Origin of the sequence: Streptomyces sp. NPDC059897 (assembly GCF_042730865.1) — a bacterium.
Taxonomy (GTDB): domain Bacteria; phylum Actinomycetota; class Actinomycetes; order Streptomycetales; family Streptomycetaceae; genus Streptomyces.
Map to the genome: position 1 here is coordinate 14,372 of NZ_JBHWKQ010000007.1, position 21,561 is coordinate 35,932.

A 21,561-nucleotide genomic window follows, 5' to 3' on the forward strand; every position below is an offset into this window, starting at 1 on the left:
GACTTTCGGGCAGGGGCGAAACAACTTCCTCCGCATGGGCACCACGCCGTTTTCTGGACCCACCTCAAGCAGGACACGAAACGAGGAGGGTTCGTATGAGCAGGATTCGTATGGGGCTTGTCGGCGCCGTCGCGCTCGGGACGGCGGCGTTCGCCCTTCCGGCAGGGGGCGCGCAGGCCGTGTCCGACGGTTCCCCGCAGAGCTCGACGACGGCGCCGGCGCGGTCGGCCGACGCGCAGCAGACCTGCTGGGACGATGTCATCAGGGTCGACGGCGGAGTCATGAAGTACGAGGAGTGCGACAAGGGCTCCCTGCGCAGGGTGACCGGTTCCGTGAACGACACCAAGAACAACAACAAGTGCGTGCGGGGCAAGATCCGCTTCGTGCCGTCCGGTCCCACGCACATCCACAAGGACTGCGGCGGCAAGGTGAAGAAGTTCAACACCAGGTGGCAGGAGGCGAGTAACGCGAAGGTGACGCTCGCCTGAGGGCCGCCAGGCTCCTGAGCCGTGGCGATGTGCCCCGGCCGGACGTCCGGCCGGGGCACACGCCTACGCCTGCCGCAGATCCACGATCCGCTTGATCTTCCCCACCGACCGCTCCAGGGACTCCGGCTCGACGATCTCCACGGACACCGTCACTCCCACCCCGTCCTTCATCCCGGCGGCGATGGCCCGCGCCGCCGCCTCCCGGTCCCCGGGTGTCGCGTCGGGGCGGGCCTCGGCGCGCACCGTGAGCGCGTCCATGCGGCCCTCGCGGGTGAGGCGAAGCTGGAAGTGCGGCGCGACGCCGGGCGTGCGCAGCACGATCTCCTCGACCTGCGTGGGGAACAGGTTCACGCCCCGCAGGATCACCATGTCGTCGCTGCGCCCGGTGATCTTCTCCATGCGCCGGAACGCGGGACGGGCCGTCCCCGGCAGCAGCCGGGTCAAATCCCGCGTCCGGTACCGGATCACCGGCATCGCCTGCTTGGTCAGCGAGGTGAAGACCAGCTCGCCGTGCTCGCCCTCCGGCAGCACCTCACCCGTGATCGGGTCGACGATCTCCGGATAGAACTGGTCCTCCCAGATGTGCAGCCCGTCCTTGGTCTCCACGGCTTCCTGAGCCACGCCGGGCCCCATGACCTCCGACAATCCGTAGATGTCGACCGCGTCGATCCCGGCCCGCTCCTCGATCTCGCGCCGCATCTCCTCGGTCCACGGCTCCGCGCCGAAGATGCCGACCTTCAGGGAGCTGGTGCGCGCGTCCACGCCCTGGCGCTCGAACTCGTCGAGGAGCGTGAGCATGTACGAGGGCGTCACCATGATGATCTCGGGCTTCAGGTCCTGGATCAGCCGCACCTGCCGCGACGTCATGCCACCGGACGCCGGGATCACCGTGCACCCGAGCCGCTCCGCCCCGTAGTGCGCGCCGAGCCCGCCGGTGAACAGGCCGTACCCGTACGCCACATGGACCTTGTGCCCCGGCCGGCCGCCCGCCGCGCGGATCGCCCGCGCCACCATGTCCGACCACATCGACAGGTCGGCCTCGGTGTACCCGACGACCGTGGGCAGCCCGGTCGTACCGCTCGACGCGTGCAGCCGCCGCACCTCGGACTGCTCCACCGCGAACATCCCGAAGGGATAGTTGTCCCGCAGATCCGCCTTCGTCGTGAACGGGAAGCGTCCCAGGTCCGCCAAGGTGCGGCAGTCCTCGGGCCGCACACCCGCCTTGTCGAACGCCTCGCGGTAGAACGGCACCCGCTCGTACACCCGCCGCAGCGTCCCGCGCAGCCGCTCCAGCTGCAGCGCGCGCAGCTCGTCCGCGCCGAGCAGCTCGCCCTCGTCCCGCCAGTCCGTCGCCATCGACGCCATCGCACGCTCTCCCGAAACTCCCGACCGATCATTCGGTTGCCCTGCTGTCGATCAGTAATTCAAGGAGTGACCGCGGTCGTCAAGAGATGCGACGCCCCGGTTCCGGTGTCAGCGACTGACAGGGGGCGCCCAGACGTACGGCGTAGTGGTCCCGAGCACCACGAACCCCAGGCGCTCCAGGATCGGCCGGCTGTACGAGGAGGCGTCCACCTGGACGTACGGGAATCCGCGCTCGGCGGCGACGCGGGCCCGGAAGGCGACGAGCGAGCGGTAGATCCCGCGGCCCCGCCACCCGGGGACCGTCCCGCCGCCCCACAGGCTCGCGAAGGCCGTCCCCGGGTGCAGCTCCAGACGGGCGGCGCTCACCGGCTCGTCGCCGTGCAGCGCCACGACCGCGGGCACGGTGGCCGGGTCCTGGGCGAGCTGGGCCCGCAGCTGGTGGCCGATGGCCGAGCGGCCGGAGTCAAAGGCAAGACCGTGCACCCGCCCCACCAGCTCGATCCCCGCCTCGTCGGTGACGGGGAGCAGCCGGATGCCCGCCGGGGGCGCGGCGCCGTGGGGGAGCGCGGCCGTCTCCGCCGCGAGCAGGGTCTCCGGCTCCTCCGGCACGAACCCGGCGGCCGTGAGCCGGTAGGGGAGGTCGGCCGGGCGGTCGTGCGCGTACGTCTTCCACTCGAAGGCCCGGCCGAGCCCGGCGAAGAAGCGCACCTGCCCGGCGATCGCCGCGTCGGCGGTCCGCTCGTCGAGGTCCGACCAGAGCACCCCGTTCCAGCCCGCCGCCGGGCCCACGTGGCGCACCACGTCCCCGGCCCGCTCGACCCGGGCCCCGGCCTCCTCGGGCCGCGCCCCGCGCCGCAGCTGCTCGTCGAACAGGTCCCGTACCGCCGCATGATCCATGCGGGAACTCCAGCACCGGGGGAGGGCGGCGGCAACCGAAAATTCCCGCCGCGCGGCAGAACACCCTTGCTATGGTGCGCCGATGACCACGATCAAGAAGGTCCAGATCACCTTCGACTGCGCCGAGCCCGTTCGCGTCGCCCGCTTCTGGTGCGAGGTGCTCGGCTACGTCATGCCGCCCGGGGCCGACGAGGACGAGGCCTGGTCCGCCGCCGCCGATCCCGAGGGGGAGGGACCGCGCCTGTTCTTCCAGCGCGTCCCCGAGGGGAAGGCCGTCAAGAACCGGGTGCACATCGACGTACGGGCCGGGACCGGGCTCGTCGGCGACGAGCGCCTCGCGGTGCTCGAAGCCGAGGCCGAGCGCCTCTACAAGCTCGGTGCCACGCACGTACTGACGCAGCGCGCCGACGACGAGAACGAGTCCTGCATCACGCTCCAGGACATCGAGGGAAACGAGTTCTGCCTCGACTGAGCCCGCCCGCGGAAGGCGGCCTACGCGTCCCCCTCCGCCGCCACCTGCCGCGCCCACCGGTAGTCCGCCTTCCCGCTCGGCGAGCGCTGGATGGTGTCCGTCACCACCAGCTGCCGGGGGATCTTGTATCCGGCGAGGTGGCTGCGGCAGTGTGTCTGGACGGTGTCCAGGGTCAGCTCGTCGGCGCCGTCCATGAGCTGGACGACGGCCGCCACATGGTTGCCCCACTTCTCGTCCGGCACACCGGCCACCAGCGCGTCGTAGATGTCGGGGTGGGACTTGAGGGCCTGCTCGACCTCCTCCGGGTACACCTTCTCGCCGCCCGTGTTGATGCACTGCGAGCCGCGTCCGAGGACCGTGACGATGCCCTGCTCGTCGACCGTCGCCATGTCACCGAGCAGCACCCAGCGCTCGTCGCCCTTCTGGAAGAACGTCTCGGCGGTCTTCACGGGGTCGTTGTAGTAGCCGAGCGGGACGTGTCCGCGCTGCGCGATCCGGCCCACCTCGCCGACCGCGACCGGCTCGTACGTCGCCGGATCCACCACCTGTGTACGGGAGTTGACCTGGACGTGGAAGCCGGAGCCCGCGCCCGAGTCGGCCGTCGCCGTGCCGTTGAAGCCGGACTCGGACGAGCCGAAGTTGTTGAGCAGCATGGTGTTCGGCACCAGCTCCTGGAACTGGGCGCGCACCGTGTCCGACATGATCGCGCCCGAGGACGAGACACTGAACATCGACGAGCAGTCCGTGCCCTTGAGCGGGCCCTTGAGCGCGTCGATGAGCGGTCGCAGCATCGCGTCGCCCACCAGGGACATGCTCGTCACCTTCTCCTTCTCGATGGTGCGCAGCACCTCCTCCGGCGCGAACTTGCGGTGGATGACCACGCGCTGGCCGAAGTTGAAGCCGATGAACGCGGTGAGCGTCGAGGTGCCGTGCATCAGCGGGGGAGTCGGGAAGAACGTGATGCCGTCGCCGCCCGCCGCCACCCGCTCGGCCAGCTCCTCGGGCCGTGACACGGGTTCGCCCGTGGGCGCGCCGCCGCCCAACCCCGCGAAGAACAGGTCCTCCTGACGCCACATCACGCCCTTCGGCATGCCCGTCGTGCCGCCGGTGTAGATGATGAACTGGTCGTCGGGGGAGCGCGGCGCGAAGCCCCGCTCTGCGGAGGACTGCCCGGTCGCCTCCTCGAACTCCACCGCCTTCAGCGGTGGCGCGTCCACCTCCGGAGCGCCCACCCGCACCAGATGCCGCAGCTTCTCGGCGCGCGGCAGCGCCGCCGCCACGCGCGGCGTGAACTCCGCGTCGAACACGAGAGCCGCGAGATCGGCGTCCTGGTAGAGGTAGGCCAACTCCTCCTCCACGTACCGGTAGTTCACGTTCACCGGGACGATCCGCGCCTTGAGGCAGCCGAGCGCCGTCTGCAGGTACTCGACGCTGTTGTAGAGGTGCAGGCCCAGGTGCTCGCCGGGGCGGATCCCCGCCGCGATCAGGTGGTGCGCGACCCGGTTGGCCGCCGCGTCCAGCTGGGCGTACGTGAGCCGGCGCTCCGCGCCCGTACCGGGATGATCCACGTAGACGAGCGCCTCGCGGTCCGGGACCACGTCGACGACCGACTCGAACAGGTCGGCAAGGTTGTACTCCACCGCGCTCCTCCTGATCCAGATGATCCAGGGCCGGATGTCTCCCGGGCGCCTCCTGGCCGTCATCAGAACAGAACGGGGAGTAAGGGGGAAGGGTCCCCGCACAAGAAAACTGACTGAGTGTCAGAAAACTCTTGAACTGGCACGTGCGCTACTGCAACCTGTTCCAGGTCCGAGGCTGCGGCTGACTGGAGGACCCCTCATGGGTGGGACCGAACATCTCGACGTCCGGCGCGAGGGCGCCACGCTCGTACTCACGCTCAACAGGCCCGAGGCCAAGAACGCGCTGTCCCTGCCGATGCTCGTCGGCCTCTACGACGGGTGGCTGGAGGCGGACGCGGACGACTCGATCCGCTCCGTCGTGCTCACCGGGGCGGGTGGTGTGTTCTGCGCCGGCATGGACCTCAAGGCACTCGCGGGCAAGGGGATGGAGGGCGAGCAGTACCGGGACCGGCTCCAGGCCGACCCCGATCTGCACTGGAAGGCGATGCTGCGCCACCACCGGCCGCGCAAACCCGTCATCGCCGCCGTCGAGGGGCACTGCGTCGCGGGCGGCACCGAGATCCTCCAGGGCACGGACATCCGGGTGGCGGGGGAGTCGGCGACGTTCGGCCTCTTCGAGGTCAAGCGCGGCCTGTTCCCCATCGGCGGCTCGACGGTCCGGCTGCCGCGCCAGGTCCCCCGCACCCACGCCCTGGAGATGCTGCTCACCGGGCGCCCCTACCCGGCGCCCGAGGCGGCGGCGATCGGGCTCGTCGGACGCGTGGTGCCCGACGGTACGGCGCTCGACACCGCCCTGGAGATCGCCGAACAGATCAACGCCTGCGGCCCGTTGGCCGTCGAGGCGGTCAAGGCCTCCGTCTACGAGACCGCCGAGATGACCGAAACGGACGGTCTGGCCTCGGAGTTGAAGCGCGGCTGGCCCATCTTCGACACCGCCGACGCGAAGGAGGGCGCCCGCGCGTTCGCGGAGAAGCGGCCCGCCGAGTTCCGGCGCGCATGAGGTCCGCGACCGTGCCGTTCCGTCCCGTACGCCCATACGTCAAGGAGGCCTCATGACATCCACCGCCCAACCCGAGGTGCTGCGCGCGCCGTTGGTCGTGGAGTTCCCGTTCACCCGCTCCCTCGGCCCCGTCCAGTCGGCCTTCCTCAGTGGTCTGCGCGACCGCACCGTCCTCGGCGTGCGGACCGGCGACGGGAGGGTCATGGTGCCGCCCGTCGAGTACGACCCCGTGACCGCCGAGGAGATCCGCGACCTCGTCGAGGTCGGCGCCACCGGCACCGTCACCACCTGGGCCTGGAACCCCGAGGCGCGGCGCGGCCAGCCCCTCGACACACCGTTCGCCTGGGTCCTGGTCAAGCTCGACGGCGCCGACACCGCCCTGCTGCACGCACTCGACGTCGCAGGCCCCGAAGCCGTGCACACGGGCATGCGCGTCCGCGTCCGCTGGGCCGAGGAGCGCGAGGGCGCCATCACGGACATCGCGTGCTTCGAACCCTACGAAGGCGATGACGCGCCCTCCCAACTCGTGGCGCACAGCGGCGAGTTCGAGGACGCCGTCACCGGCATCGTCGCCCCCGCACGCCTCGACTACACGTACAGCCCAGGCGGCGCCCAGACCCGGTACATCAACGCCCTCGCCGAGAACCGCACCGTCGGTGAACGCTGCCCCTCCTGCCACAAGGTCTACGTCCCGCCCCGCGGCGCCTGCCCCACCTGCGGCGTCGCCACCACGGACCAGGTCGAGGTCGGCCCCGGCGGCACCGTCACCACGTACTGCATCGTGAACATCAAGGCCAAGAACCTCGATATCAAAGTCCCTTACGTCTACGCGCACATCGCCCTCGACGGCGCCGACCTCGCCCTGCACGGCCGCATCGGCGGCATCCCGTACGACCAGGTGCGGATGGGCCTGCGCGTCGAGCCCGTGTGGACGGAGGGCGGGCGCTATCCGGACCACTACCGGCCCACCGGTGAACCCGACGCCGATTACGAGACCTACAGGGAGATGATCTGATGCGGCCGCCGATCCGGGACATCGCCGTCGTCGCCTTCGGGCAGACCGACCACACACGTACCTCCGACGAACAGTCGGAGGTCGAGATGCTGATGCCCGTCCTGCACCAGGTCCTCGCCAGTACCGGCCTGAAGACCAGTGACATCGGGTTCACCTGCTCGGGATCGAGCGACTACCTCGCCGGGCGCGCCTTCTCGTTCACCATGGCGCTCGACGGCGTCGGCGCCTGGCCGCCGATCTCCGAGTCGCACGTCGAGATGGACGGCGCGTGGGCCCTGTACGAGGCGTGGACCAAGCTCCTGACCGGCGAGGCCGACACCGCGCTCGTCTACTCCTACGGCAAGTCCTCACCGGGCTCCGTACGCGACGTCCTGACGCGGCAGCTCGACCCGTACTACGTCGCCCCGCTGTGGCCCGACTCCGTCGCGCTAGCCGCCCTCCAGGCACAGGCGCTGATCGACGAGGGACACACCGACGAGCCCGCGCTCGCCGGGGTCGCCGCCCGCAGCCGTGAGTCCGCCACCGGCAATCCGCACGCCCAGCTGCGCGGCAGCGTGCCGCACGGCGATTACGTCGTAAATCCGCTGCGGACCGGGGACTGCCCGCCGATCGGCGACGGCGCCGCCGCCGTCATCCTCGCCGCGGGCGACCGTGCCAGGGAACTGTGCGAGCGGCCCGCCTGGATCCGCGGCATCGACCACCGCATCGAGGCCCACAGCCTCGGCGTCCGTGATCTCACCGACTCGCCCTCCGCGCGCCTCGCCGCCGAGAACGCCGGGGCCTTCGAACGGCCCGTGGACACCGCCGAGTTGCACGCCCCGTTCACCTCGCAGGAGGTCGTGCTGCGCCGCGCCCTGCGGCTCGGCGACGACGTCGACATCAACCCCTCCGGGGGCGCGCTCGCCGCCAACCCGGTGATGGCCGCCGGACTCATCCGCATCGGCGAGGCCGCCGCCCGCATCCACGCGGGGGGCTCCGACCGGGCGCTCGCCCACGCTACCTCCGGGCCCTGCCTCCAGCAGAACCTGGTCGCCGTACTCGAAGGGGAGGACCAGCGATGAGCAAGGCCGTGAACAAGGAGCCGGTGGCGGTCGTCGGGATCGGCCAGACCAAGCACGTCGCCGCACGCCGGGACGTCTCCATCGCCGGACTCGTCCGCGAGGCGGCCCAACGCGCCCTCGAAGACGCCGAGTTGACCTGGGCCGACATCGACGCCGTCGTCATCGGCAAGGCGCCCGACTTCTTCGAGGGCGTCATGATGCCGGAGCTGTACCTCGCCGACGCGCTCGGCGCCGTCGGCAAGCCGATGCTCCGCGTGCACACCGCCGGATCCGTCGGCGGCTCCACGGCGCTCGTCGCCGCCAACCTCGTCGCGGCCCGCGTCCACGGCACCGTACTGACCCTCGCCTTCGAGAAGCAGTCGGAGTCGAACGCGATGTGGGGCCTGTCCCTCCCCATCCCGTTCCAGCAGCCCCTGCTCGCGGGTGCGGGCGGCTTCTTCGCCCCGCACGTGCGCGCCTACATGCGCCGCACCGGCGCCCCCGACACCGTGGGCTCCGTCGTCGCCTACAAGGACCGCCGCAACGCGCTGAAGAACCCCTACGCCCACCTCCACGAGCACGACATCACCCTGGAGAAGGTGCAGGCGGCGCCCATGCTCTGGGACCCCATCCGCTACTCCGAGACCTGCCCGTCCTCCGACGGCGCCTGCGCCATGATCCTCACCGACCGCGCGGGCGCGGAGCGCTCGACGAAGCCGCCCGCCTGGATGCACGGCGGCGCCATGCGCAGCGAACCGACCCTCTTCGCGGGCAAGGACTTCGTCTCCCCGCAGGCCGGCAAGGACTGCGCCGCCGACGTCTACCGGCAGGCCGGGATCGCCGACCCGCGCCGCGAGATCGACGCCGTCGAGATGTACGTGCCGTTCTCCTGGTACGAGCCGATGTGGCTGGAGAACCTCGGCTTCGCGGACGAGGGCGAGGGCTGGAAGCTCACCGAGTCCGGCGTCACGGAGCTCGACGGGGACCTCCCCGTCAACATGTCGGGCGGCGTCCTGTCCACCAACCCCATCGGCGCCTCCGGCATGATCCGCTTCGCCGAGGCGGCACTCCAGGTGCGCAGGCAGGCCGGGGAACACCAGGTCGACGGCGCGCGGAAGGTCCTCGGACACGCCTACGGGGGCGGCTCGCAGTTCTTCTCCATGTGGCTCGTCGGCGCCGAACCACCGACCCGATGAACGCGCGTTGACCTTCATCTCCTTCGCGGCCTGTGCGGGGCACGGACCGATCGCTAGGCTGGCGCACGGACGACGAACCGGGAGGAGCACGGACGTGGCCGAGAGCACCATCGACCAGCACCCGCTCATGGGGTGGGAGAAGCCGGACCTGGACCTGACCAAGGCGGACTGGCGGTCCAGCAGCGGGGGTCGGGGCGATGTCCAGATCGCCTTCGTCGAAGGCTTCATCGCGATGCGCAACGGCGGACACCCAGGGAGCCCGTCCCTGATCTTCACGCCGGCCGAGTGGGGAGCGTTCGTGAGCGGTGCCCGAGAGGGCGAGTTCGACCTCACGTAGTCGTTTCGCGGCTCTTTGTTCACGCAGTTCCGACACAGGACCAACGGCCCTGTCCTGTGGCCTCCGCATTTGCGAGCCTGGTCACAGGAACAGCCGGTCTATGAGGGCGCGGCGACGCGCCCTGTGTCGGAGGCGAAGAGATCATGCCCACCCCGCACCACCAGCCCGTCCTCGCCGCGGTCGACGGCTCCGAAGACAGCCTCCGCGCCCTGGAGTGGGCGCTCGCCGAGGCAGGGCGGCGCGGCGCCGAGCTGCGCGTCGTACATGTGCAGCAGTACGCGCCGTTCCTCCAGGCCGAGGTGCTCGTCGCGGACTTCGACGAGGAGCCCGAGAACGACACCGTGCTCGCGGAGCTGCGCAAGAGCCTGGAGGACCGCGAGGGGCTGCCGCCGCTGGAGTTCATCAGCCGGGTCGGGCTGCCGGCCGTGGTGCTGTCCGAGATGAGTACGGAGGCCCAGCTGCTGGTCGTCGGCTCGCGCGGGCGCGGCGGCTTCGCGGGCCTGGTCCTCGGCTCGAACAGCGTGTCGGCGGCGCGTGACGCCGTGTGCCCGGTCGTCGTGGTGCCGAGGCCGGGCCGCGAGGTGCCGGGCGACGCGGCGGCGGCGCCGGGGCCCCGCGTCGTGGTCGGTCTCAAGGCGGACGCGCCGGACCACGCGACCCTGGCCTTCGCGTTCGAGCACGCGGCCCGCACCGGTGCCCGGCTGCAGGTCGTCGTCGCGTACCCGTGGCCGGTCCTGGCCTGGACGGCGTACGGCGACTTCACGCCCACGACCGTGGACCAGGAGGCGACCGAGCACGACACGCTTCGAGTGGCCGATGAGACTCTCACGGAACTGCGCGAGTCTCACCCTAAAGTTGAGGTTGAGGTTGTGGTGGTGCCGGGGGACGCGGCGGGCCACCTCGTCGAGCACTCGCGGGACGCCGAGCTCGTCGTCGTCGGCCGCCACCGCCGCCGTCTGACCCGCCCCGCCCCGATGCTCGGCTCGGTCACGCACGCCGCCCTGCTGCACGCGGCGAGCCCCGTCGCGGTGGTCCCGCCGGAGCCGGACGCGGGCTGAGCCGCTCAGCGCAGCACGACACACCCCCGCCCGGCCAGCCCGTCGAGCAGGCCGGGCGCGAGGCACACGTCGTTCCAGCGCAGATCGAGCTTCTCCAGGCAGGGCAGCTTCACCACCCACTCCGGCACCTCGCGCAACTGATTGCCGCGCAGGTCGATCCGGCGCAGCCGCGGCAGACCGCGCAGCGCCTCGGGCACGGCGGTGAACGCGTTGTCCCGCAGCTCCACCTCCCGCAGCTCCGCCAGCGCGCCGACGGACTCGGGCAGCGCGGACAGCCGATTGCCCCGCAGCCACAGCTCCCGGAGCGCGGTCAGCCCGCCGATGCCGTCCGGCAGCGCGTCGAGCCGGTTGTGCTGGGCGCGCAGCTCGACCAGGCCGGTCATCGCGCCGAGCGTGGCGTGCAGCGCGGTGAGCCGGTTCTCGCCGACATTCAGATACGCGAGCCGGTGGAGGGAGCCGAGCGCGTCCGGCAGCGCGTCGAGCCGGTTGTCGTGCAGATACAGGAAACGGTCCAGACCGGTGAGGTCGCCCAGCTCCGCCGGGACCGAGGTGAGCCGGTTGTGCCCGAGGTCCAGGGTGTGCAGACGGGTCAGCGTGCCGATGCGTCCGGAAAGATGTGCGAGCCGATTGTCGGCGAGCAGCAGCACCCGCAGCTCCGGATGGCGCCACACCTCATCGGGTACGGCGTCCAGATCGCCCCGCCAGTAGTCGAGCACCGTCACGGTCATGGACGCGTACCTTAGCGGCACCCGGATCGCCCCCGATTTCGTACCGAGAATGGCGCATCACGCTCCGGCGGGGGCGCCCCGGCGTACGCTGAGGTCCCTGGAAACCGTGGTGCGCGACCGTGCCGCGGGTGGGGGTGCGCCATGGTGCGGAGCGATGGCAGGGGCCGGCGGAAGCTGTTCGAGCGGGACAGCGAACTCGCCGTCGTGGACACGGTGCTGGACGAGCTGGCCGGGATCCCGCGGGACGGCGGAGAACCCCCGGACCGGCCGCACGGCGCGCTGCTCGCCGTCGCCGCGACCGCGGGCCTCGGCAAGACCACCCTCCTCGCCGAAGTGCGCCGCAGGGCCGCCGCCAAAGGCTGCACCGTCCTGTACGCACGCGGCGGCGACCAGGAGCAGGGCGTCGCCTTCCACGTCGCCCGCCAGCTCCTCCAGCCCCGCCTCGCCGGTGCCTCCGCCGCAGACCTGCACGCCACACTCGGCAGCTGGTACGCGATCGTGGGCCCCGCCCTCGGCCTGTGCGCCCCCACCGAAGGCGCGCCACCCGACCCACAGGGCCTGCGTGACGGCCTCGACTGGGTGCTCACCCACCTCGCCGTGCAACAGGCCCCCATGGTCCTCGTCCTCGACGACGCCCACTGGGCCGACCCGGAATCGCTCAGCTGGCTCGCGGCGTTCGCCCCGCGCGCCGAGGAACTGCCGCTCCTGCTCGTCGTCGCCTACCGGCCCGAGGAACTCCCGGACCACGCGGAGGCCCTGCGCGGACTGCCCGGCCGCTCGGGCCGGCGCGCCCTCGGCCTCGAACCGCTCAGCGCCCCCGCCATCGCCGGACTGGTCCGCGAATCGCTCGGCGGCCACGCCGACGACGCGTTCTGCCGCGAATGCTGGGCCGTCACCGCCGGCAACCCCTTCGAGGCGGTCGAACTGACCGCGAAGGTCCGCGACCGCGGGCTCGTCCCCACCGAGAACGGCGCACACCTGCTGCGCGACCTCGCCGCCGCGGCGAAGGGCAGCGGCCTCGTCGCCCGCATCGAACGCCTCGGCACCGCCACCGTCCGCTTCGCCTGGGCCTGCGCCGTCCTCGGCACCGAGATCGCACCCGAACTCGCCGCGAACGTCGCGGGGTTGGGCTCGGAGGAGGCCGCCGACGCCACCGACCGGCTCAGGTCGGCGCGCGTGCTCCAGGGCGCGGACTCGCTCGAATTCGTCCACCCGCTGATCGCCACCGCCGTCTACCGCGCCATCCCCGGCGGCATCCGCGTCGCCCTGCACGGACAGGCCGCCTGGACCGTCCTCGACGCCGGCCTCGGCCCCATCGCCGCCGCCCGGCACCTCCTGGAGACCCACCCCGAAGGCGACCCCTGGGTGGTGCGGCAACTGCGCGCCGCCGCGGCCGAGACCATCCGCGCGGGCGCCCCCGACGCCGCCCGCCGCTACCTCGCCCGCGCCCTGCGCGAACCCCCGGCCTTCGACGACCGCGCCGCCGTCCTCTACGAACTCGGCAGCGCCTCCCTGCTCACCGAGCCCGCCACCACCGTCAACCACCTGCGCGCCGCCCTGGAAGAACCCATCACCGACCCGGCCCTGCGGCACGGCATCGTCTACCGCCTCTCCCAAGTCCTCGCCCACAGCGACCGCCTTGCCGAGGCCTCCGAACTCCTCGCCCGCGAGACCCGGGTCACCGACGACCACCGCGTCCGCCTGCGGATGCAGGCCGAACAGTTCATGTGGGACGCCTTCCGCGCCGACGAACCCGACTCCCCGGCCCGCTCCCGGCGCCTCGCGAAACTCGCCGACCGGCTCACCGGACGCGACCTCACCGAGCGCTACCTCATCGGCCTGCGCACCTGGGACGCCACCCTGCGCGGCGAGCCCGCCGACACGGTCATCCAGCACGCCGAGCGCGCCCTCGCCGGCGGTCTGCGCTGGGCCGCCGACGAGGACCGCGGCTTCGAGGTCCCCGTCCTCGTCGCCATGGCCTTCCTCTACGCCGACCGGCCCGGACGCACCGAGGAACTCTTCGTCGAGGGCATCGCCGACTTCGAGCAGGCCGGCTGGCGCGGTGCCCACCTCTCCTTCGCGTACACGCTCCTCGGCTACATCCGCTACCGGCGCGGGCGGCTCGCCGAGGCCGAGGACTTCGTCCGCGCGGGCCTGCGCCTCGCCCGCCGCGTAGGACCCGGCACGCCCGCCCACTGGTACGCCGTCGGCACCCTCGTCGAGGTGCTGCTCGCCCGCGGCCGGGCCCCGGAGGCCAAGGAGGTGGCGGACGAGCACGCCTTCGGACAGCCGTTCCCCGCCGCCGTCGTCTTCCCCGACGCACAGACGGTGTACGGCGAACTGCTCCTCGCGCTCGGCCGCACCGAGGAGGCCGCCGAGGAACTCGCCGCGGCGGGCCGCCGCCTCGACCCGCGCGGCATGCGCAACCCCGCCTGGTGCCCCTGGCAGCTGCACCTCGCCCGCGCCGAGGCCTCCGCCGCGCCCGAGCGGGCCCGGGCCCTCGCCGAGGACGCCGTCGAGCGGGCCCGGCACTACGGGGCGCCGTCCGCCGTCGGCCAGGCCCTGCGCGTACTCGCCGAGGTCTCCTCCGGCACCGACCGCGCCAAGCTCCTGGAGGAATCCGTCGCCCACCTGGAGCGCTCGCCCGCGGGCTACGAGCTGGCCTGCTCGCTCGTCGCCCTCGGCGCGGAACTGCGCCGCAAGGGCCGCGCCAAGGAGGCGGCCGACCACCTCTACCGGGGGCTCGACGCGGCGGTCGGCTGCGGAGCCGACGGCCTGGTACAGCAGGCCCGCGACGAGCTGGCCGCGGCCGGCCTGCGCCCGCGGCCCCTGCACGGCGCGGTCACGGACACGCTCACCGCGCGGGAGCGGGCGGCGGCCCGGTGCGCCGCCCGCGGCCTGGGCCCGGAGGAGGTCGCGCGGGACCTGCGGGTGGACGAGCCCACGGTCGTACGCCTCCTCTCGTCCGCCTACCGCAAACTGGGCACGGACGTGAAGGGGCTCGCGGCGGCGCTGGGGGAGTGACAGCCGCCCGCAGCTGCGCAAACCCCGGCGCCGGGCGACGCCGCGCGCGACGTACTATGGAGCGCATGTCCTTCCTCCGCCGCCGCGCAGCGACCCCCGCGGGTCCCGACTTCGACGTCCTGGCCATGGATCCGGGCGACTGGCCGGGCAACCTGGGTGCCGGTCTGCTGCCCGCCCCCGACGGAACCTGCCAGGGCGTGTTCCTGCGCTACGACCTGTTCGGCGGCCGCGGCCCCGCGATGGTCATCGGCAATCTGCCCGAGGGCTCCCCGGCGCGCGAGGTCGGCGAGGGCGAGATCCCCTTCGAGGTGGCCCAGCTCCTGGTGGCGCTCGAGAACGACGAGGAGGTCACCGTCACCGACGTGGAGGACGTCCCGGTGATGCAGGGCGACAACCTCCTCGTGGTGCGCCGCCTCAAGCTCTCCGAGACGCGGATCTCCTGCGTGCAGTTCGACCGCAGTGACAACGTCCTGGTGACCATCGCGTCCTGGGACCGCCCGATCACGGACGACCTGTACGCGCTGCTCAAGCCGCTGCCGGCGGAGCTCTTCCAGCAGGGCTGAGCAGCCCGTACGTCAGGCACTCAGGACACGGTCGACGGCAGCACCTGGACATCCGCCGCCCGCACCCACGCGACGCGGTGCCCGAACTGGATCTCGTAGTACACGTCCTTGCCCTTGACCACCTTGTGCGACGACGTGTCGAACGTGGGGGAGTAGAAGTACTCGCCCCTGGTCGTCCCGCCCGACGCATAGCGCTGGCCCGCGAGCAGCTTGTACGGCAGCGGTGAGACCGCCTGCGGCGTGATGCCCGACGGGTACGCCTCCTTCTCCGGATACGCCCGCCCGTACACCGGCACGTCGCTCGCGCCCGGCTTCGGCGTCACCACAAGTCCCTTGGCCGGTACGGCGGTCGGCTGCCCGGACGGGTTCTTGAACCAGGCCTTCTGGCCCAGGTACCAGATGGCCGTCCAGTCGCCCTCGCGGCCCGCGACCGCGTACTGCTGGCCCGCGGAGATCCGCGACGCCATGTCGTTGACGTCGATCGTCGACGGCTCGCCGCCCGGGCGCAGCCCGATGTCCTTGATCAGCGGGGCGTCCTCGCGGGGCTCCGAGTAGAGCCGCACCGCACTCGAACCGTGCGGGGCGCAGGCCACGTCCGCCTTCTCGCAGCCCGTGAACTCCGGCCGGTTCTCCTCGAATTCGGGGGCGACCGTCACCAGGCCGCCGTTCGGCCCCGCCGTCTGGTGGAACGGCTTGCCCATCAGCGCGAAGTAGTGCGACCAGTCCCAGTACGGGCCCGGGTCCGTGTGCATCTGCTTGATGTTCGCCGTCGTCGGGCCCGGCACCGTGTCGTGCCCGAGGATGTGCTGCCGGTCCAGCGGGATGTCGTACTTCTTGGACAGGTACTTCACCAGGCGCGCCGACGAGCGGTACATCTGCTCCGTGTACCAGGAGTCCGGCTGTGCGAGGAAGCCCTCGTGCTCCAGGCCGATCGACTTCGCGTTGACGTACCAGTTGCCCGCGTGCCAGCCGACGTCCTTGTTCTTGATGGACTGCGCGATGTGGCCGTCCGTCGAGCGCAGCGAATAGTGCCACGCCAGATACGTCTTGTCCTGGACCAGCTTGAGCGTCTGCTCCCACGTCGCCTCCGTGTCATGGATGACGATGTAGTCGATGCTCTGGTCCTTCGGGCGGTCCGCCAGGTCGTGATTGCCGTAGTCCCCGTCGCCGAACTCCTCGTACGGCGCCGGGATCCACTCGCACGACACCGTCTTCGGGCATTCGGCCCCGCCCGCGTCCGCCTGGCGCAGGCCCATTCGCTCGATCTGCGCGGCCTGCGGCTCGGCGTCGGGCCGGGCGCGCAGCGTGACCTGCTGGCCGGCGTCCGTGGTGCGCCGCTCGCCGTCGCGGATCACCGCGAAGACATCGTTCGCATACGTGCCCGCCGTCGCCGCGTCGTCCGCGCCGGAGAACGCCGCGACCGCCCCGTACCAGTCGGCGGGCCGGTCGCTGAGCGGCTTGCCGAGCTTCTTCTGGGCGGCCGCGAGGAGGGCGGCGCCGCCCCGCACGTTCGCCGCCGGGTCGGTGCGCAACTGCTTCGCCGACAGACCGGCGAGCTTCGCGGCGCGGGGCAACGTCCGCAGCCGCGCCGGGAGTTGACCGGCCTCCGGCCCAGCCTCCGAAGCCTTGAGCGGGGCCCGCGAATCGTCGCCGCGCGGATCGCCCGCCGCCTCACTGTGCCGCGGCGCGTTCGCGAGCGCCGCGCGCGCGTCGGTGAGGTGCATGGGGCCGTAGCCGCCCGTGACGCTGGGCGCCCCGTCGTGCGCGTCCCACCGCGACTGCAGATACGAGACACCGAGGAGCACGCTCTGTGGCACCCGGTACTCGGCAGCCGCCGAGGCGAACGCGTCCTGCAGCCGGGACGAAGAGCTCCCGGACGAGGACTCCGGCGGGGCCGCGCCGAGCAGCGGCACGAGCAGCGCCGCCACCGCGACCGTGCCGCCGGCCGCCCGCACGCCGAGCGCACGCCTGTTACGTCTGCCGATGAGGGAACGGGTCGACCAGTGCAAAGGTGCCTCCAGGGGAACGCTGAGGACGGATGGGAGCGCGGTACCTGCGGGCCGATGGTGGGTCAGTGCTATCGGCTCGCCGACGATCCGTCAATCATGCGTCGCGCAGGGTTGATTCCCCTGGATTTCCCAAGTCAACAGGCGTGTGCGGAGCTTTCGCCGCCGGTGGTGCGACCGCCTGCGGTGCGTCAGTGGTGTGAACCAATGAGAGCCCGTTGAGTGCCCGCACACGAAGATCCGCGGCGCGCCCCGCTTCTTGCGGGCGCCCCGCGGATCGTCGTCCCCGTCAGCGAGTGCCGACTGCCGCTCGCACCGCCTTGCGGGCCATATTGCAGTCGTCGTGCAGGCGGCGCAGCAACAGCCGCTGCTCCTCACCGGACGGCGCAGCACCGGGATGGGCCTGAACCGACGGTGCCGCCGGGGTCTGTTCGTGCAGGGAACGCTGCACGGCCGTCTCGTACGTGCGGATCTCCCGCGTCAGTACGAGCATCAGGTTGACCAGGAACGCGTCCCGGGAGGCCGGGCCGCCGGACTGCGCGAGCTGACTGATCTGACGCCGCGCCACCGGGGCGTCACCGAGCACGGACCAGAGCGTCGCCAGGTCGTAGCCCGGCAGGTACCAGCCCGCGTGCTCCCAGTCCACGAGCACCGGCCCGGTGGGAGCGAGCAGCACGTTCGACAACAGGGCGTCGCCGTGGCAGAACTGGCCCATCCCGCCGCGTCCCGCGGTGGCCGCGATCCCGTGCAGCAGCTTCTGCAGGTCGCCCATGTCCCGGTCGGTGAGCAGACCCAGGTCGTGGAAGCGGTTGATCCGCGCCGCGTAGTCCAGCGGCGCGTCGAAGGTGCCCGCCGGTGGCCGCCACTGGTTGATCCGGCAGATCGCGCCGAGCGCCGCGCGCACATCCGCCCTCGGCGGAGCCTCGGCCGGGTGGCGCTGCAGGGCCGCCACCCGGCCGGGCATCCGCTCGATCACCAGCGTGCCGTTGTCGGGGTCCGCGGCGATGAGCCGGGGCACCCGCACCGGGGGCCGGTGTCGGACGAACGAGCGGTATGCGGCTATCTCGTGCCGCATCCGCGCGGTGTAGGCGGGCGCGTGATCCAGTAAACACTTCGCGACGGCGGTGCTGCGCCCTGTCGTACCGACGAGGAGCACGGAGCGCGGGGAGCGGCGCAGCACCTGCACCGGATGGAACTCCGGGCAGATCCGGTGCACCGACGCGATCGCCGTGCGCAGCTGGGCGCCCTGAGGGCCGGACAAGTCGAGTCTCCCGCTGAGCGGTTGCGTGCCGATCCCCGGGGCGCGACGCGGCCGGGCGATGCCGTTCAGCGTCGGAGCCGCGGGCCGCGCGGGGTCGAGATACGGGCCGCTCCCGCCGACCGCCGGACGGGCGGGGCGCAGCGGCCGGGGCGGGGCGGACACGGAGGACGATGCTGCGTACATGGGCGAAACAGATCCCTTCGTGTGCCAGTGAGTTGCCGCGCCGTCCCGGCCCGGCCGATTCGGTACACCCTGGGGAATGCCCTGCGGCGACCGGGTCGGGGTGGCGCACTCCTACCTGACACCAGGCGTCCAAGAGCACAACAGCTGGCGCACCCTGGCGAACCCTGGCGAATAGTCGCCCTGCAACTGACAGGGGGCTACTGTCGATTTCAGCCGAGAACCTGGGGGCTTACGTGAACGGACAACCCAACACCCGCCTGAACGACCTGTTCGGCCTGGCCGGCTGGTCCAAGGGCGAACTCGCGAGAATGGTCAACCGGCAGGCCGCGGCCATGGGCCACGCGCAGCTGGCGACCGACACCTCGCGGGTGCGGCGGTGGATCGACATGGGAGAGATCCCGCGCGATCCGGTGCCCAGGGTGCTGGCGGCGCTGTTCACCGAGCGACTCGGCCGTGTCGTGACCATCGAGGACCTCGGTCTCGTCCGACACGGGCGCGTAGGGAAACGGCAAGGCGGCGGCCCGGAGCAACAGGGCCCCGACGGCGTGCCGTGGGCGCCCGAGCGGACAGCGGCGGTCCTCACCGAATTCACGGGAATGGACCTCATGCTCAACCGACGCGGCTTGGTGGGCGCGGGTGCCGCGCTCGCCGCAGGCTCCGCACTCAGCAGCGCCATGCACGACTGGCTGCACACCGATCCGGCCCTCGTGGCCGATGCCCCCAGGACCGACGATCCGCTGTCCTCTCCGGCCCACGCCGACGCGGCCGGGTTCGACCGATACGAGGCGGCCCCCATCGGGTCGCAGGAGATCGAGGAACTCGAGCGCTCCGTCGAGGTGTTCCGGGCCTGGGACGCCTCCCGCGGCGGCGGGTTGCAGCGCAAGGCGGTCGTGGGCCAGCTCAACGAGGTCGGCGGAATGCTCTCCTACCGCCACCCCGACCATCTGCAGCGGCGCCTGTGGGGCGTCGCCGCCAATCTCGCCGTCCTCGCGGGCTGGATGTCGCACGACGTCGGCCTGGAGCCCACGGCCCAGAAGTACTTCGTCATCGCCGCGCACGCCGCGCGCGAGGGCGGCGACCGGCCGCGGGCCGGCGAGGCCCTGTCACGGGCCGCCCGCCAGAAGATCCACTTGGGCGCGGCCGACGAGGCGCTCGACCTGATGAAGCTCGCCAAGTCCGGCTCCGGTGAACAGGTGTTGCCGCGTACGAAGGCGATGCTCTACACCATCGAGGCCTGGGCGCAGGCGTCCCTGGGCAAGGGCCAGGCGATGCGCCGCACGCTCGGCCAGGCGGAGGAGCTCTTCGTCTCCGACAAGGGCGACGTGCCGCCGCCGACCTGGATGCAGATGTTCGACGAGGCGGATCTGCACGGCATGCAGGCCCTGGCCTACCGGACGCTGGCCGAGCACGATCCGTCCGCGGCGGTCATCGCGCAGCGGCACGCCCAGGAGGCTCTCGCGCTGCGCGCGGGCGGCCGTGACCGCTCGAAGATCTTCGACCATCTGTCGATGGCCTCGGCCTGCTTCATCGCCGACGACCCCGAACAGGCGGACAGGTACGCGCGGTTGGCGCTCAACTCGATGGGTTCCAACTCCTCGCACCGCACCTGGGACCGGCTCCGCGAGATGTACCGGCTCACCGGTCACTACGCGGACTACCCGAAGATCGACGACCTGCGCCAGGAGATCAAGCTGGCACTGCCGAGGTCGTCGGGGAAGCGGATCCAGGCGTAACGGCCGGAGGCTCCGGCCGCACAGCGCACGCGTACGCCGTCAGGAACCGATCCTGGCGACGAGAACACAGGCGTCGTCCTCGCGCTCGCCCTGACCGAACTCCTCCTGAAGCACGCGCACGCACTCCTGCGCATCCCGGGCGGCGGTCAACGGCTCAGCCAGCGCGAGCAGCCGGCCCACGGACGCCGTCGAGCCACGCCGTGGCACGAGCCCGTCCGTGTGCAGGAGCAGCAGGTCGCCGGAGCGCAAGGGCTCTTCGGCCTGCCCGTAGACGGCGCCGGACGTGGCACCGAGGAGGACGCCGTCGGGTGGCGTGAGCGCACGCCCCGTCCCGTCGCGGAACAGCAGCGGAGCGGGGTGTCCCGCCTGCGCCCACGCCAGCGTGTGGGCCGCCGGGTCGTAGCGGCAGCACAGGGCGCTGCCGAGGGCGGGCTGTACGGATGAGTCGAGGAGGTGGTTCAGGGAGCCGAGCAGCTCGCCGGGCGGGGTGTCGCACATCGCCATGCCGCGCACCGCGCCGAGCAGCATCGCCATGCCGGAGGTGACGGCTACGCCGTGCCCGGTGAGGTCGCCGACCGTCAACAGGGTGCGGCCGCCAGGCAGTTCGAGCGCGTCGTACCAGTCGCCGCCGACGAGGTTGCCGACGGAGGCGGGGAAGTAGCGGGCGGCCAGATCGAGGCCGCCGGGACCGCTGTGCGGGAGCCGCAGGGAGCCACGCCACGGCGGTAGCACGGCTTCCTGCAGCTCGACCGCGAGCCGGTGCTCGGTCTGCGCGATGTGCCGCTGGCGCTGGAGCGAGTCACGGGTCTCGCTCACCGCGCGTTGGCTGCGGCGCAGTTCACTGACGTCGCGTACGACCGCCCACATCGAGGCGGTCGCACCATCGGCGTCGAGCACGGGCTCGCCCATCATGTGCACCGTGCGCGCGGAGCCGTCCGGGCGCACGACGCGGAACTCCCCGTCGATCGGCTTGCCGTCGATCAGGCAGTCGGTGACCATCGCGGTGAGCTTGGGCTGGTCGTCGGCGTGCACCAGGGCGGGCAGCTCGTCGAGTGTCAGCGGGGGTGCGGCGGGGTCCCTGCCGAGGATCTGGTAGAGCTCGCCGGACCAGGTGGCCTCGTCGGTCAGCAGATTCCATTCGGCGCTGCCCACCCGGCTCAGCAGCGAGCCGGGCGGCGGCGTCGCGGTGACGCGCTGGGACGGCAGGGCGGCCAGGGGGTCGGGGCCCTCCCGCAGCTGTGCCAAGTGCCGGTCGAGATCGCTGAGTTGGTGCACCGCCAGCTCGTACAGGGCGCGCTGCCAGCGGGACTCGGGGTCGGTCTCGTCCGTCATCACCGATTCGCGGCGCACCGCGTCGACATCGCCCAGGAGGCGACGCGTCTGCGAGATCAGCGCGTCGACGGCGCCACGCTCCGGCGGTTGGCCGGCGGGGCGGTCCGCGAAGGCATGGGGCGGCATGAGGAAACTCCGATGCGGGCACAGGTGGCGCCAGGGCTGACGGAAGGACCGCTAAAGACTTTGGCACAGGCCGCGTTGCCCCGTAAGGGATTTGGCC

Annotated in this window: 18 protein-coding genes; 11 read left to right on the plus strand and 7 right to left on the minus strand. The window is 72.0% G+C overall.

Annotation, left to right across the window (positions count from 1 at the left end; all coding sequences use genetic code 11):
* The first annotated feature begins 95 nt into the window (after positions 1-95).
* On the plus strand, positions 96-488 hold the full coding sequence (locus ACFV9W_RS10280; RefSeq protein ID WP_385757570.1) for a hypothetical protein: 393 nt from the start codon (positions 96-98) through the stop codon (positions 486-488).
* Positions 489-551: 63 nt separating this feature from the next.
* Here ACFV9W_RS10280 and paaK read toward each other — a convergent pair whose 3' ends face one another.
* Together paaK and ACFV9W_RS10290 are read right to left on the minus strand one after the other, a co-directional pair.
* Positions 552-1,853, minus strand: coding sequence for a phenylacetate--CoA ligase PaaK (paaK, locus tag ACFV9W_RS10285; RefSeq protein WP_385757572.1), 1,302 nt, complete (start codon positions 1,851-1,853; stop codon positions 552-554).
* A gap of 108 nt (positions 1,854-1,961) precedes the next feature.
* Positions 1,962-2,750 (minus strand): GNAT family N-acetyltransferase, encoded by a 789-nt coding sequence (locus ACFV9W_RS10290; RefSeq protein WP_385757574.1) that lies wholly within the window; start codon positions 2,748-2,750, stop codon positions 1,962-1,964.
* A gap of 82 nt (positions 2,751-2,832) precedes the next feature.
* On the opposite strand from ACFV9W_RS10290, the gene ACFV9W_RS10295 reads away from it, so the two are divergent.
* Entirely contained in the window at positions 2,833-3,222 is a 390-nt protein-coding gene (locus ACFV9W_RS10295) for a VOC family protein (RefSeq protein ID WP_385757577.1), read from the plus strand.
* A 20-nt stretch (positions 3,223-3,242) separates the two neighbouring features.
* Here ACFV9W_RS10295 and ACFV9W_RS10300 read toward each other — a convergent pair whose 3' ends face one another.
* Entirely contained in the window at positions 3,243-4,862 is a 1,620-nt protein-coding gene (locus tag ACFV9W_RS10300; protein ID WP_385757580.1) for an acyl-CoA synthetase, read from the minus strand.
* Between the two features lie 199 nt (positions 4,863-5,061).
* Between ACFV9W_RS10300 and ACFV9W_RS10305 the strand changes: the two genes are divergently transcribed.
* The 6 genes from ACFV9W_RS10305 (at position 5,062) to ACFV9W_RS10330 (ending at position 10,508) form a co-directional block, all read left to right on the plus strand.
* Positions 5,062-5,862: a crotonase/enoyl-CoA hydratase family protein gene (locus tag ACFV9W_RS10305; RefSeq protein WP_385757583.1), complete on the plus strand. Its 801-nt coding sequence runs from the start codon at positions 5,062-5,064 to the stop codon at positions 5,860-5,862.
* A 52-nt stretch (positions 5,863-5,914) separates the two neighbouring features.
* Complete coding sequence (locus tag ACFV9W_RS10310; RefSeq protein ID WP_385757585.1) at positions 5,915-6,877, plus strand: Zn-ribbon domain-containing OB-fold protein; 963 nt, start codon at positions 5,915-5,917, stop codon at positions 6,875-6,877.
* A complete protein-coding gene (locus ACFV9W_RS10315; RefSeq protein WP_385757588.1) occupies positions 6,877-7,938 on the plus strand; it encodes a thiolase domain-containing protein in 1,062 nt (353 codons plus the stop codon). The genes ACFV9W_RS10310 and ACFV9W_RS10315 overlap by 1 nt, the downstream gene beginning before the upstream one ends.
* 8 nt (positions 7,939-7,946) lie before the next feature.
* A complete protein-coding gene (locus ACFV9W_RS10320; protein WP_385758136.1) occupies positions 7,947-9,113 on the plus strand; it encodes a thiolase domain-containing protein in 1,167 nt (388 codons plus the stop codon).
* A gap of 94 nt (positions 9,114-9,207) precedes the next feature.
* Entirely contained in the window at positions 9,208-9,450 is a 243-nt protein-coding gene (locus ACFV9W_RS10325; RefSeq protein ID WP_385757591.1) for a DUF397 domain-containing protein, read from the plus strand.
* 143 nt (positions 9,451-9,593) lie between these two features.
* Complete coding sequence (locus ACFV9W_RS10330; RefSeq protein ID WP_385757594.1) at positions 9,594-10,508, plus strand: universal stress protein; 915 nt, start codon at positions 9,594-9,596, stop codon at positions 10,506-10,508.
* Positions 10,509-10,513: 5 nt separating this feature from the next.
* Here the strand turns inward: ACFV9W_RS10330 and ACFV9W_RS10335 are convergent, their stop codons facing one another.
* Positions 10,514-11,236, minus strand: a complete 723-nt coding sequence (locus ACFV9W_RS10335; RefSeq protein WP_385757597.1) for a leucine-rich repeat domain-containing protein — start codon at positions 11,234-11,236, stop codon at positions 10,514-10,516.
* A gap of 141 nt (positions 11,237-11,377) precedes the next feature.
* Between ACFV9W_RS10335 and ACFV9W_RS10340 the strand changes: the two genes are divergently transcribed.
* Both ACFV9W_RS10340 and ACFV9W_RS10345 read left to right on the plus strand, forming a co-directional pair.
* A complete protein-coding gene (locus ACFV9W_RS10340) occupies positions 11,378-14,260 on the plus strand; it encodes an ATP-binding protein (RefSeq protein ID WP_385757600.1) in 2,883 nt (960 codons plus the stop codon).
* 65 nt (positions 14,261-14,325) lie between these two features.
* Complete coding sequence (locus ACFV9W_RS10345) at positions 14,326-14,823, plus strand: hypothetical protein (RefSeq protein ID WP_306319468.1); 498 nt, start codon at positions 14,326-14,328, stop codon at positions 14,821-14,823.
* A 20-nt stretch (positions 14,824-14,843) separates the two neighbouring features.
* Here the strand turns inward: ACFV9W_RS10345 and ACFV9W_RS10350 are convergent, their stop codons facing one another.
* Both ACFV9W_RS10350 and ACFV9W_RS10355 read right to left on the minus strand, forming a co-directional pair.
* A complete protein-coding gene (locus ACFV9W_RS10350) occupies positions 14,844-16,808 on the minus strand; it encodes an N-acetylmuramoyl-L-alanine amidase (protein ID WP_385758139.1) in 1,965 nt (654 codons plus the stop codon).
* Positions 16,809-17,118: 310 nt separating this feature from the next.
* Positions 17,119-18,273, minus strand: a complete 1,155-nt coding sequence (locus ACFV9W_RS10355) for an aminoglycoside phosphotransferase family protein (protein ID WP_385757603.1) — start codon at positions 18,271-18,273, stop codon at positions 17,119-17,121.
* A 233-nt stretch (positions 18,274-18,506) separates the two neighbouring features.
* Between ACFV9W_RS10355 and ACFV9W_RS10360 the strand changes: the two genes are divergently transcribed.
* The gene (locus tag ACFV9W_RS10360) at positions 18,507-20,006 is read left to right on the plus strand and encodes a hypothetical protein (RefSeq protein WP_385757605.1); all 1,500 of its coding nucleotides are present in this window, start codon (positions 18,507-18,509) and stop codon (positions 20,004-20,006) included.
* A 39-nt stretch (positions 20,007-20,045) separates the two neighbouring features.
* Here the strand turns inward: ACFV9W_RS10360 and ACFV9W_RS10365 are convergent, their stop codons facing one another.
* The gene (locus ACFV9W_RS10365) at positions 20,046-21,464 is read right to left on the minus strand and encodes a PP2C family protein-serine/threonine phosphatase (protein ID WP_385757608.1); all 1,419 of its coding nucleotides are present in this window, start codon (positions 21,462-21,464) and stop codon (positions 20,046-20,048) included.
* Between the last annotated feature and the right edge of the window lie 97 nt (positions 21,465-21,561).

Bases quoted from the DNA above. Each gene is read 5' to 3' on its own strand.
- ACFV9W_RS10280 (WP_385757570.1), top strand. From the start codon at position 96: ATGAGCAGGATTCGTATGGGGCTTGTCGGCGCCGTCGCGCTCGGGACG.
- paaK (WP_385757572.1), bottom strand. From the start codon at position 1,853: ATGGCGTCGATGGCGACGGACTGGCGGGACGAGGGCGAGCTGCTCGGC.
- ACFV9W_RS10290 (WP_385757574.1), bottom strand. From the start codon at position 2,750: ATGGATCATGCGGCGGTACGGGACCTGTTCGACGAGCAGCTGCGGCGC.
- ACFV9W_RS10295 (WP_385757577.1), top strand. From the start codon at position 2,833: ATGACCACGATCAAGAAGGTCCAGATCACCTTCGACTGCGCCGAGCCC.
- ACFV9W_RS10305 (WP_385757583.1), top strand. From the start codon at position 5,062: ATGGGTGGGACCGAACATCTCGACGTCCGGCGCGAGGGCGCCACGCTC.
- ACFV9W_RS10310 (WP_385757585.1), top strand. From the start codon at position 5,915: ATGACATCCACCGCCCAACCCGAGGTGCTGCGCGCGCCGTTGGTCGTG.
- ACFV9W_RS10315 (WP_385757588.1), top strand. From the start codon at position 6,877: ATGCGGCCGCCGATCCGGGACATCGCCGTCGTCGCCTTCGGGCAGACC.
- ACFV9W_RS10330 (WP_385757594.1), top strand. From the start codon at position 9,594: ATGCCCACCCCGCACCACCAGCCCGTCCTCGCCGCGGTCGACGGCTCC.
- ACFV9W_RS10335 (WP_385757597.1), bottom strand. From the start codon at position 11,236: ATGACCGTGACGGTGCTCGACTACTGGCGGGGCGATCTGGACGCCGTA.
- ACFV9W_RS10340 (WP_385757600.1), top strand. From the start codon at position 11,378: ATGGTGCGGAGCGATGGCAGGGGCCGGCGGAAGCTGTTCGAGCGGGAC.
- ACFV9W_RS10345 (WP_306319468.1), top strand. From the start codon at position 14,326: ATGTCCTTCCTCCGCCGCCGCGCAGCGACCCCCGCGGGTCCCGACTTC.
- ACFV9W_RS10355 (WP_385757603.1), bottom strand. From the start codon at position 18,273: ATGTACGCAGCATCGTCCTCCGTGTCCGCCCCGCCCCGGCCGCTGCGC.
- ACFV9W_RS10365 (WP_385757608.1), bottom strand. From the start codon at position 21,464: ATGCCGCCCCATGCCTTCGCGGACCGCCCCGCCGGCCAACCGCCGGAG.